This window comes from Roseibium aggregatum IAM 12614, from assembly GCF_000168975.1.
Classification (GTDB): Bacteria; Pseudomonadota; Alphaproteobacteria; order Rhizobiales; family Stappiaceae; genus Roseibium; species Roseibium aggregatum.
In genome coordinates this window covers 265,213-280,103 of record NZ_AAUW01000005.1, presented here as the reverse complement: position 1 = coordinate 280,103, position 14,891 = coordinate 265,213, and the positions used below count along the sequence as shown (strand labels likewise).

The 14,891-nt window shown below is 59.2% G+C and carries 15 protein-coding genes and 1 tRNA gene; 8 read left to right on the top strand and 8 right to left on the bottom strand.

Annotated features, from left to right (window positions below; translation table 11 throughout):
* Positions 1-74 precede the first annotated feature (74 nt).
* The 5 genes from SIAM614_RS08925 to cueR form a co-directional block, all read right to left on the bottom strand.
* The gene (locus SIAM614_RS08925) at positions 75-653 is read right to left on the bottom strand and encodes an LptA/OstA family protein (protein WP_006933771.1); all 579 of its coding nucleotides are present in this window, start codon (positions 651-653) and stop codon (positions 75-77) included.
* A 3-nt stretch (positions 654-656) separates the two neighbouring features.
* Positions 657-1,307 (bottom strand): LPS export ABC transporter periplasmic protein LptC, encoded by a 651-nt coding sequence (gene lptC, locus SIAM614_RS08920; protein ID WP_208983927.1) that lies wholly within the window; start codon positions 1,305-1,307, stop codon positions 657-659.
* 59 nt (positions 1,308-1,366) lie between these two features.
* Positions 1,367-1,987, bottom strand: a complete 621-nt coding sequence (locus SIAM614_RS08915) for a ribonuclease D (RefSeq protein WP_006933769.1) — start codon at positions 1,985-1,987, stop codon at positions 1,367-1,369.
* A gap of 275 nt (positions 1,988-2,262) precedes the next feature.
* Complete coding sequence (locus SIAM614_RS08910; RefSeq protein WP_006933768.1) at positions 2,263-2,688, bottom strand: c-type cytochrome; 426 nt, start codon at positions 2,686-2,688, stop codon at positions 2,263-2,265.
* Positions 2,688-3,113 carry a Cu(I)-responsive transcriptional regulator gene (gene cueR / locus SIAM614_RS08905; protein WP_006933767.1) on the bottom strand — a complete coding sequence of 142 codons (426 nt, stop codon included), beginning with the start codon at positions 3,111-3,113 and terminating at the stop codon, positions 2,688-2,690. Before cueR ends, SIAM614_RS08910 begins: the two co-directional genes overlap by 1 nt.
* A gap of 421 nt (positions 3,114-3,534) precedes the next feature.
* On the opposite strand from cueR, the gene SIAM614_RS08900 reads away from it, so the two are divergent.
* Together SIAM614_RS08900 and SIAM614_RS08895 are read left to right on the top strand one after the other, a co-directional pair.
* A complete protein-coding gene (locus SIAM614_RS08900; protein WP_006933765.1) occupies positions 3,535-4,350 on the top strand; it encodes a hypothetical protein in 816 nt (271 codons plus the stop codon).
* Positions 4,351-4,598: 248 nt separating this feature from the next.
* Positions 4,599-4,946, top strand: coding sequence for an SMR family transporter (locus tag SIAM614_RS08895; RefSeq protein ID WP_006933763.1), 348 nt, complete (start codon positions 4,599-4,601; stop codon positions 4,944-4,946).
* A gap of 100 nt (positions 4,947-5,046) precedes the next feature.
* Here the strand turns inward: SIAM614_RS08895 and SIAM614_RS08890 are convergent.
* Positions 5,047-5,133 (bottom strand) — tRNA-Leu (locus SIAM614_RS08890).
* Positions 5,134-5,311: 178 nt separating this feature from the next.
* Here SIAM614_RS08890 and SIAM614_RS08885 point away from each other — a divergent pair.
* A complete protein-coding gene (locus SIAM614_RS08885; protein ID WP_006933761.1) occupies positions 5,312-6,286 on the top strand; it encodes a complex I NDUFA9 subunit family protein in 975 nt (324 codons plus the stop codon).
* 416 nt (positions 6,287-6,702) lie between these two features.
* Positions 6,703-7,965: an MFS transporter gene (locus tag SIAM614_RS08880; RefSeq protein ID WP_006933759.1), complete on the top strand. Its 1,263-nt coding sequence runs from the start codon at positions 6,703-6,705 to the stop codon at positions 7,963-7,965.
* A gap of 29 nt (positions 7,966-7,994) precedes the next feature.
* Here SIAM614_RS08880 and SIAM614_RS08875 read toward each other — a convergent pair whose 3' ends face one another.
* A complete protein-coding gene (locus SIAM614_RS08875) occupies positions 7,995-8,231 on the bottom strand; it encodes a DUF1127 domain-containing protein (protein ID WP_006933756.1) in 237 nt (78 codons plus the stop codon).
* A gap of 150 nt (positions 8,232-8,381) precedes the next feature.
* Here SIAM614_RS08875 and SIAM614_RS08870 point away from each other — a divergent pair, with 150 nt between their 5' ends.
* The gene (locus SIAM614_RS08870) at positions 8,382-9,410 is read left to right on the top strand and encodes a helix-turn-helix transcriptional regulator (RefSeq protein WP_006933755.1); all 1,029 of its coding nucleotides are present in this window, start codon (positions 8,382-8,384) and stop codon (positions 9,408-9,410) included.
* Positions 9,411-9,626: 216 nt separating this feature from the next.
* Here the strand turns inward: SIAM614_RS08870 and SIAM614_RS08865 are convergent, their stop codons facing one another.
* Positions 9,627-10,433 (bottom strand): undecaprenyl-diphosphate phosphatase, encoded by an 807-nt coding sequence (locus tag SIAM614_RS08865; RefSeq protein ID WP_006933753.1) that lies wholly within the window; start codon positions 10,431-10,433, stop codon positions 9,627-9,629.
* Between the two features lie 218 nt (positions 10,434-10,651).
* On the opposite strand from SIAM614_RS08865, the gene SIAM614_RS08860 reads away from it, so the two are divergent.
* The 3 genes from SIAM614_RS08860 to SIAM614_RS08850 all read left to right on the top strand — a co-directional run bounded on the left by SIAM614_RS08860 (position 10,652) and on the right by SIAM614_RS08850 (position 14,870).
* Entirely contained in the window at positions 10,652-11,344 is a 693-nt protein-coding gene (locus SIAM614_RS08860) for a glutathione S-transferase family protein (RefSeq protein WP_006933751.1), read from the top strand.
* A 66-nt stretch (positions 11,345-11,410) separates the two neighbouring features.
* Positions 11,411-12,553 carry a tRNA epoxyqueuosine(34) reductase QueG gene (queG, locus tag SIAM614_RS08855; RefSeq protein ID WP_006933749.1) on the top strand — a complete coding sequence of 381 codons (1,143 nt, stop codon included), beginning with the start codon at positions 11,411-11,413 and terminating at the stop codon, positions 12,551-12,553.
* Between the two features lie 148 nt (positions 12,554-12,701).
* On the top strand, positions 12,702-14,870 hold the full coding sequence (locus SIAM614_RS08850) for a hypothetical protein (protein ID WP_006933743.1): 2,169 nt from the start codon (positions 12,702-12,704) through the stop codon (positions 14,868-14,870).
* Positions 14,871-14,891: the final 21 nt, after the last annotated feature.

Here is a 14,891-nt window from a genome sequence, read left to right as displayed (position 1 = left end):
CGTCCATCCGATCGTTGCCGCGGCTTCACATAAGGTCTGCGACCGACGCTGTCGAGTCGGACCTGCCGTCAAACTCAATTGCCGGTTTGGCCGTTGTTCACACTGTTGGGCTGAATACGCACCTTGACGCGGCCATTACCCTGCCCCGACACCTTGCCGCCGCCGGCGCTCAGGTTGGCCTTGCCGGTCTTCAGATTCACGGTCAGTTTGTTGCCGACGACAACATTCGGTCCCTGGCTGAGCACGACTTCCCGGCCAGTCATGACCATGACTTCCTTGTTCATGTCGAAGCTGGCCTCATCGCCCTTCGCGGTCTGATCCTTGGAGGTGATGAACACGCCGCCTTCCGCTTCCAGCTTGGAAATCCGCTGCTGAACGGCACTGTCTTCGGTCTTTTCGGCACCGGAACCGACGTAGTAAACCTTGAGTCGCTGGGTCTTGAGGCTGGTTTCGCCCTGCGTCACCAGCACGTCGCCGACAAAGGTCGCGGTGTTGTTGTTGTCCTCGACCCGCAGCTCACTTGCCTCGATCTCGATGGGTTCACCTTCGTTCGACCCGAAACCCGCGAAGGCATCGGAGAAGGTCTGGGCATGGGCCGAACCGGCAAGAAGGGCAGCGGCGGCGGCAATCGTCATGCGTTTCAGAAATGTCATCTCTTACTGTCCTTGCGAAGCAGGATTGAGGGTCATCTTGATGCCATCGGAAAATCTTACGATTCCCTTGGCTTTATCATAATCGAGTTTGCCCGCCACGACACGACCCTGATCGGACCGGATGGACACAACGTTCGAGGTCTTCAGAGCGCCGTTGGTGAGATCGATCTCAACTTCGGACAAATCGACCGTGTAGCCTTCACTCCACTCAAGCTGAATGCCTTCGTAAAGCCGCAAACTTTCCGTGGCGTTGTTATAGGTGCCCTTCAGCGCCACGATCTGCGCGCTCTGGTCCTTGCTCAGCGTGATGTCGGCCCGAATGGTTTCGAGATCGATGATGCGTGGATCGCTGAGGCGCTGGATCGCCCGGTAGGCAGTGACCCGGTAAGAGCGGTCGCCATCATGGCCGGAGAGCTCGGGATGGTCCATCACCAGCCCCTCGCTGGTCAGCATCACGTTGGTGGCGCCCAAGCCGCTGAGCACGTTGAACAGCACAACCAGCCCGACCATGACGGCGAGGATCAACAGTCCGACGCCCGGAAACAGCCAGCGCATGATGCGCACCATCAGGCTGTGCCGGCGCGCAGCCCGTTGGGCGCGGCTCAAAGGCCGCCTGGCTGAATGCCCGTGCATGTGATCGCCAACAGCGCTCAATCCATTCTCCGAAATCCTGTGCCCGGTGCCCTGACGCCAAGGCCCTTGGGAGTAGGCCCTTACGAGTGGGCAAAAATATCGTTTTCTTCCCAGCCCTTCAGATCGAGTTCCGCCCGCGTCGGCAGGAAGTCGAAACAGGCCTCGGCAATATGAGTGCGTTCTTCACGCTCCAGCATCATTTCCAGCCGTTCCTTCAAGGCGTGCAGATGAAGCACGTCCGAAGCCGCATAGGCCAGTTGCGCATCGCTCAAGGTTTCCGCCGCCCAATCCGAGCTCTGCTGCTGCTTGGACAGCTCAACTCCAAGAAGCTCTCGCGTGATATCCTTCAATCCGTGGCGATCCGTATAGGTCCGCACCAGTTTGGAAGCAATTTTCGTGCACCACACCGGCGAGACCCGAATGTTCAGATAGTGCTGAAGCACCGCAACATCAAACCGGGCGAAGTGGAATATTTTGGGTTTGGACGTATCCGTCATGAGCGCGGCGAGGTTCGGCGCCTCGCTCTGGCCGCGTGCGATCTGGACCACATCGGCGCTGCCGTCGCCGGGGGAAAGCTGCACCACGCACAGCCGGTCGCGATGCGGGTTGAGGCCCAGGGTCTCTGAATCGACCGCCACCGCATTTGCCGTTTCATAGGCTTTCAGGTCGGGCAGATCGCCCTTGTGATAGCGGATGGTCATGACGTTTCGTCTCCTCTGGCCTGTCCCGGGCGCACGTTCTGCCGGCGTTCCTGCCTTGCAGAACCGGCAGGACACCGCGCTTATATCTTCAATTACCGCACCTGCATTTATGCGATGGCATATGAATACAAGTTGAACGAAGTGAAATGCGGACGCCTGCCGGCTGCCCGCAACGGGCACACGACAGGTCCCTTACTCGAATAAGTTTTCCGTCAGGTAAAACATGCAGCGGGATGAGGCAAGCCGGTTGACCGCAGAACCATACGCACGTGCGATCAATTAATCCCGTTAGCCCGCTGCAAGGTTCGAACATAAACGACGATCTTTTCGACATCCGCCTGGCTAACGCCCTCCACGGGGAGCATGTCGCCAAACGGCCAGTGATGGGCGCGCACGCCGCGTGCGGTTGCCAGCAGAAAGGAACCGTCTGCGTGATGGCCAGGTTCGTAAATCTTGTGAACAAGCGGCGGGCCTATGCCGTCACGCCCACCAGCGTTCTCGCCATGGCAGCTCTCGCAGTTTTCACGAAAAAGCCCTTGGCCCGCCAGCGCGTCTCCCTCCAGCGCCGGGACCTGAACCTCCACCAGGGCGGCTCCGCTGGCACCAGGGGACTGATCTTTTTCCGCCACGAGCCCCCAAAACAAAACGGCCAGAACAACAGCCGACAGGGCTGCTGAACCGATCAGAAAGATCTTACGCATCAGTTACGCCCGTTGCTTTCGTCCTGTTGACCGGGCTCATGCTGGCCGGACAGATCGTCAATGATGGGACAGTCGGGCCGGTCATCGCCATGGCAGGCTGTCACCAGTTCCGACAGAACCTTCCTGAGCGACCGGAGTTCCTCGATCTTGCGATCCACTTCCTTGATCTTTGCATGGGTGATCGCCTTCACATCAGCGCTTGCCCGGTTGCGATCCTCATAAAGAGAGAGCAGTTCGCGGCATTCGTCGATGGAGAACCCAAGACTGCGCGCCCTTTGAAGGAACTTCAGTCGCTGGAGGTCGCTGTCGACAAAGTCACGATAACCGTTTTCGCTGCGCAGCGGCCGGACAAGGCCGATATCCTCGTAGTAGCGGATTGTCTTGACCGGCAACCCGCTGTGTTCTGAAGCTTCACCGATATTCATTTTGTTTTTCCTCAAAACATCGTCCGGTGCGTCCCGCCGGGCGGTTATGGGACACGGTCCCAAACCTTGGCCAGGCCCTTGGCAGTTCTGCAGTCCACCCTACCGAGGCCGGTTTGCTGCAGGCCTCTTGGAGCCGGTCCGGGTGAGCCCGGAACTATGCCATCAGATAACCCTTCCAGTTGCTGGAAGGTCAAGGCGGGCAATTGCTTATTGTTCGATCCGGCAGTTATCCCGATCCGACACAGGCTTTCCCGGACGCTGAAATCCCCGAAGATGCTTTGGACTTCCGGAACGAAGGCAGTTCCAGCCTCCTCGCCTGAATCGATTGAGTGTGCCTTCACGCACTGTTAACCATAAATTGCAATACCTGACACACCAATAGCGCGCATTTCCGCGTACTCACACAAGCGGTGTTTCAGCTATGAAAAGACTTTTTCAGTCCCTTCCGATTGCGGCCTTCCTTGCGCTGTCTTCAGCGCCTCTTGCTTCGGCCGCCGATCTCTACTCAGGGCCCGGCGAGCTCTATCAGCCATCGACGCTGCGCGGCAGCATTGGCCTGCGCTACTGGTACAGCCAGTCACGCTCCGATCTGGACAACAGCGGCTTCGACATTTCCAGCACGGACAATGTGACCTCTAACACCGCTGAACTGGTCGGGACGCTTGAAGACACCACGGCCAATACCTTCGTCAGAGGGTATGTCGGCCTTGGAAGAAGCAATGGCGGTGATGTGCATTTCGCGGGTTACGAGATGGACAGCACCGACGAGACGACGCTCGGATATGTCGTTATCGACGGCGGCTGGGGCTTCGCGCAATTTGCCAACAACCAGGTGCGGCTGAAAGGTTTTCTCGGCTATCAGTATCTCTCCGACGACGTTTCCGCGAAATACGGGAGCTTGACCGTCGAACAGTCCCGCGACTGGCACGCGATCCGCCTGGGTATGACCGCTGAAGGCGATTTGGGCCAACGTGTCGGCTGGTCCGTCGATGTGGCAGGCGTCCCCTGGAGCTACAACAAGATCGAAACCTGGGAGAGCGACTGGACCTATGGTCTGGAAGCCGACGCGATGCTGAATGTCGATCTGACCCAGAACTGGCAGCTCGGGGTCGGCGGCCGCTACTGGTGGCTTCATTCGAATTTCGACCGCAGACTTGTCACCACCGGCGAGAAGGTGGTTCTCGACCAGAACTATCACCGGTACGGCCTGCTGCTGGAAAGCAAATACACGTTCTAGAGCATGTCGCGTTTAACCGGAAAAATCCTGCATCGCTTTTGCGGTGAAATCTCTGATTTCAGACAGCGAAAAGCGTTTCAGGTAAAATGCGATTTGCTCTGGAAACGCGCCCGGCAGAGATAACCCAACAGTTGGAAAGGTCCGCTCATGCGAGCCTTTTTCGTGTAAACCGGTGAGACGAAACCGCATGAACCCTGAGGGCTTTGACGCCTTTGTCCGGGGTTGCCCATCGCCGAAAAGAACCCAAGATGCCGAACAGCCTTGCCGCCACCTATCTTTTTCTCATCGCGGCTATCGTTGCCGAAGTGATCGCGACCTCTGCATTGGCAAAAACCGAAAATTTCACCCGCCTGCTGCCATCGCTTATCACAGTCGCCGGCTATGCAATCTCTTTCTGGCTGCTGTCCTATCCGATTCGTGTTTTGCCGACGGGAATCGTCTACGCGATCTGGTCCGGAGCGGGCATCGTGCTCATCACCATGGTGGCCTGGCTGGTCTTCGACCAAAAGCTCGATCTACCCGCCCTGATCGGCCTTGGACTGATCCTTGCCGGGGTGGTGATCATCAATGTTTTCTCGAAATCGGTAGGGCATTAGGCGGAAACGCTGAAACTGCCCTGGAAACGAAAAAAGCTCCGGAAAACCGGAGCTTTTTTAGATTGTCTCGGACCTTGGTAGTGTGTCCAAAACCGGAATTTGGTGCCCAGGAGAGGACTCGAACCTCCACGCCCTTGCGAGCGCTAGCACCTGAAGCTAGTGCGTCTACCAATTCCGCCACCTGGGCTGTGAGGGGGGCTTTTAAGGGTGGTTCCGGGGCTTGTCAATCACTCTGTGTGACTTTTTTTATTCATTCACAACCAGCCCTTCACAGACCCGCGGCAAAGGGCTAAGAAACTCCCAGACGGAGCCGGTCAATTTCCAGGCCGCCTCTCCTTTTGGACGCGACAGAAGGCATTTTCAGGATGTCCACAGCACTTAACGGCAAACTCGTCACGGTTTTCGGCGGATCGGGATTCCTTGGCCGGCACATCGTTCAGGCGCTCGCCCGGCGCGGTTACCGCGTGCGCGCGGCCGTCCGCCGTCCCGATCTGGCAACGCATCTGCAGCCGCTCGGTGCTGTCGGCCAGATCATGCCCGTTCAGGCGAACCTGCGCTACCGCTGGTCGGTCGACCGGGCGGTGATCGGTGCCGATGCGGTGGTCAACGCCGTCGGCATTCTGGCCCCGACCGGCAAACAGTCCTTCGACGCGGTTCAAGGCTTTGGTCCGCGCGCGATCGCGGAAGCTGCGCGCGCTGCCGGACTTGATCGAATCACGCATGTGTCTGCGATCGGCGCAGACGCTCAGAGCACATCCGCTTATGCCCGCTCCAAGGCCGTTGGCGAAGCAGGTGTTCTGGAAACGCTGCCGGACAGCGTGATCCTGCGGCCCTCCATCGTGTTCGGTCCGGAAGACGAGTTCTTCAACAAGTTTGCCGACATGGCCCGCTTCTCGCCGGTGCTGCCGCTGCTTGGCGGCGGCGAGACGAAATTCCAGCCGGTCTATGTCTGCGATGTTGCCGAGGCGGTTGCCCGCTCCGTCGATGGCCAGCTTGCCGGTGGCACAACTTATGAACTCGGTGGACCTGAAGTAAAAAGCTTCAGAGCCTGTCTGGAAGACGTTCTGGAAGTCACCCGGCGCAACCGCGTTCTGTTGCCCCTGCCCTTCCCGGTCTCCTCGGCCATGGGCAAGGTGCTGCAGCTCTTCCCCTATGCGCCGTTCACGGCCGACCAGGTCGAGCTTCTGAAAACCGACAACGTGGTGTCCGAAGCGGCGAAAGCCGAAGGCCGCACGCTGGAAGGCATCGGCATCAAGCCCGCAACTGTGGCTGCCGTCTTGCCGACCTACCTGGAACGCTACCGCGAACACGGCCAATACGACGCGCACCGGCCGGCGTAACGCCTTTCTGCGGTAACGCCTTTCTGCAAACGACGTCTTCGACGGGCCCTTCGGGGCCCGTTTTGTTCGGTAAGGCCCCCCGCCGGGTGTCGGGGATGTATGCGCACTACACATGATGATTAGTCTCATCATTGGGTGTCCCCACCACCCCTAACCCCGCCCCAAAAGGAGAAGGGGGATCACCGCCTCGCTTCGTTGGCGATCCTGAGCAACACAATCGTGTTCGTTCAACGGAAACTAGGCTCTCGCCTCAGGAACGGCCCAGGTTCCCCTCCCCCTTGTGGGGAGGGGTTAGGGGTGGGGGTCACTACTCATTCCGCAGGCAGCACCTTTCACCCGGCCTTCCCCGCAGATCACAGCTTTTCATTGCCGCATCCTGCTGCTTCGCCTACCGTCAAAACTGACGGGAGGCGCAGATGTCATTTCTTGCCAAGGTCACGTTGCTGTTTGTTGTCTTTGTCGACCTGCTCGGCCAGGGACTGGTGTTTCCGATCATCAATTCCCTGGTGATGGAACCGTCGACATCCATGCTGCCGCAGTCCACCAGCGACGCGATGCGCCATTTCGATTATGGCCTCATCATCGGCGTCTTCTTTCTGTGCTGGTTTTTCGGCGCGCCCTACATCTCCAAACTGTCGGACGTCATCGGCCGCAAGAATGCGATCCTGATCTGCCTCTTCGGCGCGCTCGGCGGTTATGCGCTCACAATAGCGGCGCTCACTCTCAACAGTTTCGGGCTGCTGATCCTGGGCCGCGCGATCACCGGGTTGACCGCCGGAAACCAGCCGATCGCACAGGCGGCGATGATCGACGGCAGCAGGGATGACGAGGACCGCAACCGAAACATGGGCTACATCATCACCGGCGTCAGCTTCGGCCTGGTTGGCGGCCCGCTGCTCGGCGGCCTCCTGTCCGATCCGGTCCTGCTTGGCGATCTGGCGAGCATCAAATTGCCGTTCTATGCCTGTTTCCTGCTGGTGCTGATTGCCATCCTGCTGGTGGTGTTTTCATTCAAGGATGCCCGCGACGCTGAAGCCGAGCGGCAGAAATTCGTGTTCCGTCCTTCGGACATCTTCGAACTCCTGTGGCGTATCCGGAAATATCCGACGGTGATGCGGCTGACGGTGGTGTTCTTCTTCTTCCACGTCGCCAACCTGTCGTTCTACATCTTCGTCGACAACTACCTGACCAGCCGCTTCGGCTATGGCACGCTCGGCGGTTCGATGGTGATGCTGACCATCGGCATAGCTCTCGCCTTTTCCAGCACCTTTCTGGTGGTGCCGGCGCAAAAGCGGTTCAGCAAGGAAGCCCTCCTGGGAATGACCTTCACGGTCTGGGCGCTGTCCGCGGCCGCCTTCATAGCTTCACCCAACGCCCTTCTGACCTATGTGCCGGTGTTCTGTTTCTACTTTGCCTTCGGTATCGCCTACCCGACGTTTCTCGGGCTTTACTCGGCAGCCGTCAACGACAAGGAACAGGGCTGGGTCATGGGCGTGACCATCGCCGTTTTCACGCTGGTGGCAGGCGTGATCTCGCTGCTGGGCGGGGAATTGATCGGGCTCAATCTGGATCTGCCGTTCTACGGCGTGATCATCGCGGCGCTTACCGCCCTTGTGGTGATGTTCTTTGCCTGGAACAAGCCGGACATAAAGGCATTGATGCGCGGATCCGGCGGCTGACAGGAGATCTTGCCAGCCGCCGAAAGTCTTTACCCACGCCGAGGCCCCAACTTGAAGCGATCGTTATGCAGCTCGTTGTAGCCGAGCTCGGTGCGCTGCAGGCCGATGTCCTTCAGCTCGCTCTCGCTCAGGCGAGAAAGCGCGCGGTGAGTTTCCCGGCGGCGAAGATAATTCCGGAACTCTGCGACACAAACACGAAGGGCAGAAAACAGAACGCCACGGCTGTTTGCACGGTTGCGGAAAATGGTGTCGATCTCAAGGCTCATCTCACTTCTCCTGTGGGCCAAACGCCCGTTCCTTCCTGGGGACAAGGAAAGAATGACAAACCAATCCTGACAGCAGTGAGTCATGTTTGATCCTGTTCTGTTCTCAGGTTATGATTTTTTTTGTCCCGACCTCACCGAGCCCGATTTCCCATGAACCCGATTGAACGCGCACTCGGCATCCTGCTGCTGCTGACCGGAGGCAAACTTGTCCCGGCAACCGTGCTTGCCGAACGGTTTCACGTTTCGCTTCGCACGATCTATCGCGACATCGACCGGCTGATCGCGCTCGGCGTGCCGGTGGATGCGGAACGCGGCGCGGAAGGCGGCTACAGGCTTGCCAGCGGTTATCTTCAGCCGCCGGTAGCGCTGACGCGCAACGAGACGGCAGCCCTCCTGGCGGCGATGGCTCTGGTGCGCTCCAGCCGCACAGTGCCGTTGGCAGACGATCTCGCGGCGGCGGAAAAGAAGCTGGTGGCTTCCCTGCCGAAGACGGTGCACGGGTTGCTGAAGGAGGCGGACAGGATTGTCGGCATCGAACCGATCCCGCCCGACATCTTTCATTCCGGCACCAAGGCGGAACCGACCTGCGACTGGCAAAAGGCTCTGGACGGCTTCATGGCCGGGATCCTGGACGGCAAGCGCGTCCGCTTCGAACACGTCAATCCCGCACGAAAGACCGTGAAGGCACATGATGTCGAACCCTATGGCGTCATGTTCGACCGGGACCTTTGGTACCTGGCCGGGCGCTGCGTCGATACGGACACGCTGAAGGTTTACCGGGCAGACCGGGTTCGGGGTCTGGAAATCAGCGGGCTTTTCTTTCGGCCGGACAAGAATTTCTCCATCAAGAGCCTTCTCGGAGGGGCCTGGTTGTCCCAGGCCATGCGCCGCTGGGAGCAGGAAGAAGCCATTGCCAAGATCCTGATCACGGCTTCCCAGGCGAAAAAGCTGAGTGCGGACTGGTATTACCGCCACGCCATTTTTACACCGGCTGGAGAGGGCCGGATCCTGGTCAGCATTCCGTCGACCGAGCGTGCCCGCATCCTGCCACTGGTGCGCTGGCTTGGCCCGGGGGCGGAACTGCTAGGCCCCGAGGACCTTCGGCAAGAGCTTGCAGACGAGCTGGAAGCGCTTGCGGGGCTCTATACGGCCAAGGGGCAGCTCGACCGCTCAGCCTGAGACAAAGCCCTCCCCTGCCCGCTCCGTCGTTCCGGACAAGTGCAGTAAAAGCTGCGCGCCGATCCGGAACCCGGAAATCATTCGCGCGAAGCGCAGCGATTCCCTTCAGGAGGCGTTCGCTCCGCTCACACTCAAGCGCTGGTTTTCGGATCTACTTGTGGCTGCTCCGCACTTGTCGGCAAGGACGGGGCCACTGATGCCTTTGGAAACGCGGCTTCAGCCCAGGAAATAAAGCCCGGCGAAGCCGGCGATGCCAACGAAGATGCGCCACCAGGCAAAGGGTGCGAAGCCGTGTTTGGAGACGAAGTCGAGCAGGCCCTTGACCACGAACACACCGGAGATGAAAGACGCGACGAAGCCGATGCCGATGAGCATGGCGTCATCCATCGAGAGCACGTCGCGGTTCTTGTAAAGATCATAGGCGAAGGCGCCGGCCATGGTCGGCATGGCCAGAAAGAACGAGAATTCGGCGGCCGAGCGTTTGTCGGTGCCCATCAGCAGCGCGCCGGCAATGGTCGCGCCGGACCGCGAGACGCCAGGGACCATGGCAAGGCACTGGCAAAAGCCGATCTTCAGGCAGAGCGATAGTGGGTAATCCATCACATTGGTGTAGCGCGGCTTCAACGGCAGGCGGTCGATCCACAGAAGAACGATGCCGCCAAGCAGCAGTGTCGTGCAGATCAGCGCAGGCGTTTCGAACAGTACTTCCTTGATGAAGCTATGCAGCAGAACGCCGATAACGGCGGCGGGCAGGAAGGCAATCAGGATGCCGGCAACGAAACGCCGGCTGGAAGGGTCGCTCGGCAAGGTGATCAGCAATGTCCACAGGCGGCCGAAATAGACCGACAGAATGGCCAGAATAGCGCCGAGCTGGATCAGAACCTCAAAGGTCTTTCCGGTGCTGTCGAAGCCCAGAAAATGGCCGAGCAGCAGGATATGGCCGGTGGAGGAAACGGGAATGAACTCGGTCAAACCTTCGACGATCCCCAAAATCAGAGCATTAACAATCGTTTGACCGTCCATAGTATATCTTGTCTCCAAATGGCTTGATGAAAACCAGCCTGACCAAGTATGTGTCGCGACTCAGGACGTTGCCCGAGCTGCCGCTTATTTGACGAAGCGAGGTCACGCCGTCAAACCCTTGATAACCATATTCGGGGCAAACTCTCCGTTTAGACGGTTGCATCATTTGGCAACCGCTTCGACGTAGTGTTGCCACAGTTCAGGCTCTTAACCCCTTCATGCTGACGCTCTACCATCATCCGTTCTCGCCATCTTCACGGTTCATCCGGCTCATCTTGAGTGAATACGGCGCTGCCTTCGAGGAGCACCACGTAAACCCGTGGGAACGCCCACAGGCGCTTCTGGTGCTGAACGCGGCAGGCACCGTGCCGGTGATGGTGGAAAACGAAGGCCCTGCCATCTGCGGGGCCGGACCCATCATGGAATACCTGGATGAGACCCGCGGCTATGCCGTTGCCGACCGCCGGCTGATGCCGGATCATCCCGATGCCCGCGCCGAAACGCGGCGTCTGGTCGAATGGAGCCTCGGAAAGTTCGACCAGGAGGTCATCGGCCATCTGGTGCGCGAACGCATCTACAAGCAGATCATGCCGAAGTCCGCCGGCGGCGGCGAACCGGATTCGGCTGCCCTGCGCGTTGCCCGGGCAAACATCCATCATCACCTCAAGTATTTCGGCTATCTCGTCGCCTCGCGCCGCTGGGTTGCCGGCGACAGGTTGACCTTCGCCGATTTCGCCCTGGCCGCCTCCCTTTCCTGCGCCGACTACCTGGGCGAAGTGCCCTGGGGAGACGAGGAAGACATCAAGAGCTGGTATGCGCGGGTCAAATCGCGGCCGTCGATGCGCCCGCTCCTGGGCGAGAAGGTTTTGGGCATGCCCGCCGCACAAACCTATGCGGATCTCGATTTCTGAGACATTCTGTCTGCGTTCAACCGACACCGGTTGACTATCCGTCGTTCCAAAGAGCCGCCGAAAGCCTTGGACCATAAGACCCAAAAGCTTCTGACCGCCTTTGAAGAAAAGGCCCATACCCTCGGTTTCGATGGCGTGAAGATCGCTGCTGCCGACAGTATCCCCCAGGCGGGCGAGCGTCTGCGGCATTTCCTGGACAAGGGCTATGAAGGCAGTATGGGCTGGATGGCGGAAACCGCTGACCGGCGTTCTTCACCGCAGGCACTTTGGCCGGAGGTTCGCTCGGTCATCATGCTGGCGATGAATTACGGCCCCGGCAGCGCGCCGCACGAGCATCCCCTCGCCCATCTTGCCGACAAGACCACCGGCGGAATTTCCGTCTATGCGCGCCACCGCGACTATCATGATGTCATCAAGGGACGCCTGAAGGAGCTGGCCAGTTTGCTCGTTTCCCGGTCCGGCGGCGACGTGAAAGTGTTCGTCGACACCGCTCCGGTGATGGAAAAACCGCTCGGCGAAGCTGCCGGGCTCGGCTGGCAGGGCAAGCATACGAACCTGGTATCCCGCGAGCTCGGATCCTGGTTTTTTCTTGGCGCGATCTTTACAACGCTTGATCTGCCACCGAGCGGTGCGGAGCGCGATCATTGCGGCTCGTGCCGCGCCTGCCTCGACAGTTGCCCGACAAATGCCTTTCCCGCGCCCTACCAGCTCGATGCCAGGCGCTGCATTTCCTACCTCACAATCGAACACCCCGGCCCCATACCCCACGATTTTCGCAAAGCCATCGGCAACCGGATCTACGGCTGCGATGATTGCCTCGCCACCTGCCCCTGGAACAAGTTTGCCGAAGCTGCCCGGGAGGCCAAGCTGATTGCCCGCGACGAGCTGATCAATCCGAAGCTTGCGGACCTCCTGTCGCTGGACGATGCTGCCTTTCGCACGCTTTTTTCCGGATCGCCTGTCAAGCGCATCGGCCGCGGCAAGTTTCTGCGCAATGTGCTGATCGCCGCCGGCAACTCCGGCGAACCAGCATTGCTTGAAAAGGTGGAAGCGCTGCTGGCGGATGACGATGCCCTTGTGCGCAGCACCGCAGTCTGGGCGCTGAGGCAACTTTCTGCACAGGAAGATTTTCAGGACCGCAAAACCGCGGCACTGCGCGTCGAAACCGACGAGATCGTGCGCTCCGAGTGGCTTCACGCGCAAATCTGATCCGGCTTTTCCCGATTCGACCTTGTCATGTGATTGGTACATAGTCATGGAATGGCCTAGGTCTTGATGAGGACTTAGATGTCCAACCCTATCGGGACCGACCTCGTTCGAACCGCTCGATTCCGATCTTTTTATTGGAGCCACAACATTGAATTTCCAGCCCGCTTCCGTTTTCTCATCCAAACCGGCCAGGGCGCGCGTCCGGCTGTTCATGCTCGGCACCGCGCTTGCGCTGGTCTCCGGTTCCGCCTTTGCACAGGACACAGGAGAAGATGCCTATGAAGCCTATGTCGAAGGTTTGAGGAACCTGGGTGTCGAGGTCGAGAACGGCAGCATCGCTTACGATGCAGGCACCGACACGCTGACCCTGACCGACAGCACGATTTCCTTGAGCGGAACAATCGAAGATATCCCGGCCGAGGAAACGGATGTCACGGGCAACGACGGCGCAACGGATATCGAACCGGCCAAGCTGACCGACCTGACCTATTCGCTTTCATTCAGCAGCGGCACGGTCACTATTACAGGGCTCAGTCATGAAGACGGCGAGTTTGCCGCCGCAAGCTGGGTCTATTCCGACGATTCAGAAATGGTTGTTTCCGCCAGCGCCGAAGGCAAGGGCAGGCTGAAGATCGATGGCCGGCTGAGTGGAGTATCCGCCACGAACTACAGCTTCACCATGCCGGAAGTGCCGGCAGAAGATGAGGCACATCAGGTCAGCCGCTGGCTGCCGTTCGTGAAGGCGGCGCTTCTCACCTCCTACGACGAAGTCAAGGCCGACAACACGGCCATGACCATCGAGGCTCATGAGACCGAAGACGGCAAGGACACTCTGGTCCTTTCGGGCACCATGCAGATTGCCGGCTACCGCATGGCCGATGCCGAAGACGGACGGATCGGGGAATACACGATCGACAGCATGAGCCAGTCGATGCAGACCCTGGACACGACCTCGGGCCAGATGCTGAACCAGACCACCAGCCAGGGCAAAACGATCTACAAGGACATGGACGCAGTCGTGTTCTTCGATCTGTTCGACCCCGATGTTCCGGAAACCGGCGATGAAGTGGTCATGCTCGGATCAGCCTCGGCAATCGACTACAAATCCAAACAGGATCTCGGCGACGGGCTCGCAGTTGAAATAACCGTCGACAAGACCTCGATTGAGGAACTCACGGTCGTCAAGCGCGACAACAACATTCTCGCCCTGTTCGACGGGCTGTTCACGAAGCAGGCTCCGGCGCCTGAGGAACTGATCACCGGCGTCTTCCAGTTCTACCGGTCGTTCGGGGTTACCGATGCCCGCGTCAGCGGCATCAACGTGACCGTTCCGACACCAGGCCCTGAGAAGCCGATCGAGGTCGCCATCAAGGAAATGGCGATGTCGCAAATCAATTCCGACGGCATCGGCGAAATGATGATCGTCGGTCTCGACGCCCCGGAACTGCCGGAGGGCGCATCGTTCAAGCTCGACTGGGCGGCTGTCGGCGACATCGAATTTGCCGAATATACGCCCATGCGCGCCATGATCAGCACGTTGATGGCCGATCCCACCTTCGGCGAAGATCATCCGATGGACGTCGCCCGGGCGTTCATGCCGCGTTCGTTCGGCTATGAGCTTGAGGGGCTTGATCTCAACATTCCGGATATCGGGCGGACCGAAATCGGCCGGACCGAGATGACGCTGTCCACAACGGTACCGCCGATCCCGACCAGCGTACACACTCGAACCGACGGGCTGAAAGTACCCGTCGAAACCATCGATGATCCGGAAGTCCAGGCTCTTCTTGAAGCACTCGACCTGAAAAATGTTGTCTGGTCCGATGAGACCCGGCTCTACTGGGACGAAGCAACGCTGGAACTGCGCCTGGAACGCATGATGGTGGATGTCGAAGGCCTTGGCCGGGCAGAATTGTCCGCTCGTCTCGCCAATGTGCCGAAGTCGCTGTTCGAAGATCCTGAAAACCAGGGACAGATGGCACTTGTGGTTGCGCAGTTTGTAGATGCGTCGCTGACGTTCAAGGATGCCGGCCTCACCAAAAAGGGTGTGGCCCATATGGCCGAAGCCCAGAACATTCCGGAAAATGTCTTCCGGGAAGCCCTGGTGGCACAAGCGGCGCAGATGACCGCTCCCATCCAGAACCCGGCGTTCACGCAGATGATCAGCGAAGCTGCCTCGAAGTTCCTCAACAATCCGGGCGAACTGAAGGTAACCCTGACCCCGCCGAACCCGGTTCCGCTGGCTCAGATCCTTGGCTCGATGGCAGCACCGCAGACCCTGCCGGATCTGCTGGCGGTCAAGGTTGTCGCGAATTGATCGCTATGATCACATAGATGC

Bases quoted from the DNA above. Each gene is read 5' to 3' on its own strand.
- SIAM614_RS08915 (WP_006933769.1), bottom strand. From the start codon at position 1,987: ATGACCATCCGCTATCACAAGGGCGATCTGCCCGACCTGAAAGCCTAT.
- SIAM614_RS08870 (WP_006933755.1), top strand. From the start codon at position 8,382: ATGAACCCGATTGAACGCGCACTCGGCATCCTGCTGCTGCTGACCGGA.
- SIAM614_RS08885 (WP_006933761.1), top strand. From the start codon at position 5,312: ATGTCCACAGCACTTAACGGCAAACTCGTCACGGTTTTCGGCGGATCG.
- SIAM614_RS08925 (WP_006933771.1), bottom strand. From the start codon at position 653: ATGACATTTCTGAAACGCATGACGATTGCCGCCGCCGCTGCCCTTCTT.
- SIAM614_RS08880 (WP_006933759.1), top strand. From the start codon at position 6,703: ATGTCATTTCTTGCCAAGGTCACGTTGCTGTTTGTTGTCTTTGTCGAC.
- SIAM614_RS08895 (WP_006933763.1), top strand. From the start codon at position 4,599: ATGCCGAACAGCCTTGCCGCCACCTATCTTTTTCTCATCGCGGCTATC.
- cueR (WP_006933767.1), bottom strand. From the start codon at position 3,113: ATGAATATCGGTGAAGCTTCAGAACACAGCGGGTTGCCGGTCAAGACA.
- SIAM614_RS08875 (WP_006933756.1), bottom strand. From the start codon at position 8,231: ATGAGCCTTGAGATCGACACCATTTTCCGCAACCGTGCAAACAGCCGT.
- SIAM614_RS08860 (WP_006933751.1), top strand. From the start codon at position 10,652: ATGCTGACGCTCTACCATCATCCGTTCTCGCCATCTTCACGGTTCATC.
- SIAM614_RS08865 (WP_006933753.1), bottom strand. From the start codon at position 10,433: ATGGACGGTCAAACGATTGTTAATGCTCTGATTTTGGGGATCGTCGAA.
- SIAM614_RS08900 (WP_006933765.1), top strand. From the start codon at position 3,535: ATGAAAAGACTTTTTCAGTCCCTTCCGATTGCGGCCTTCCTTGCGCTG.
- SIAM614_RS08910 (WP_006933768.1), bottom strand. From the start codon at position 2,688: ATGCGTAAGATCTTTCTGATCGGTTCAGCAGCCCTGTCGGCTGTTGTT.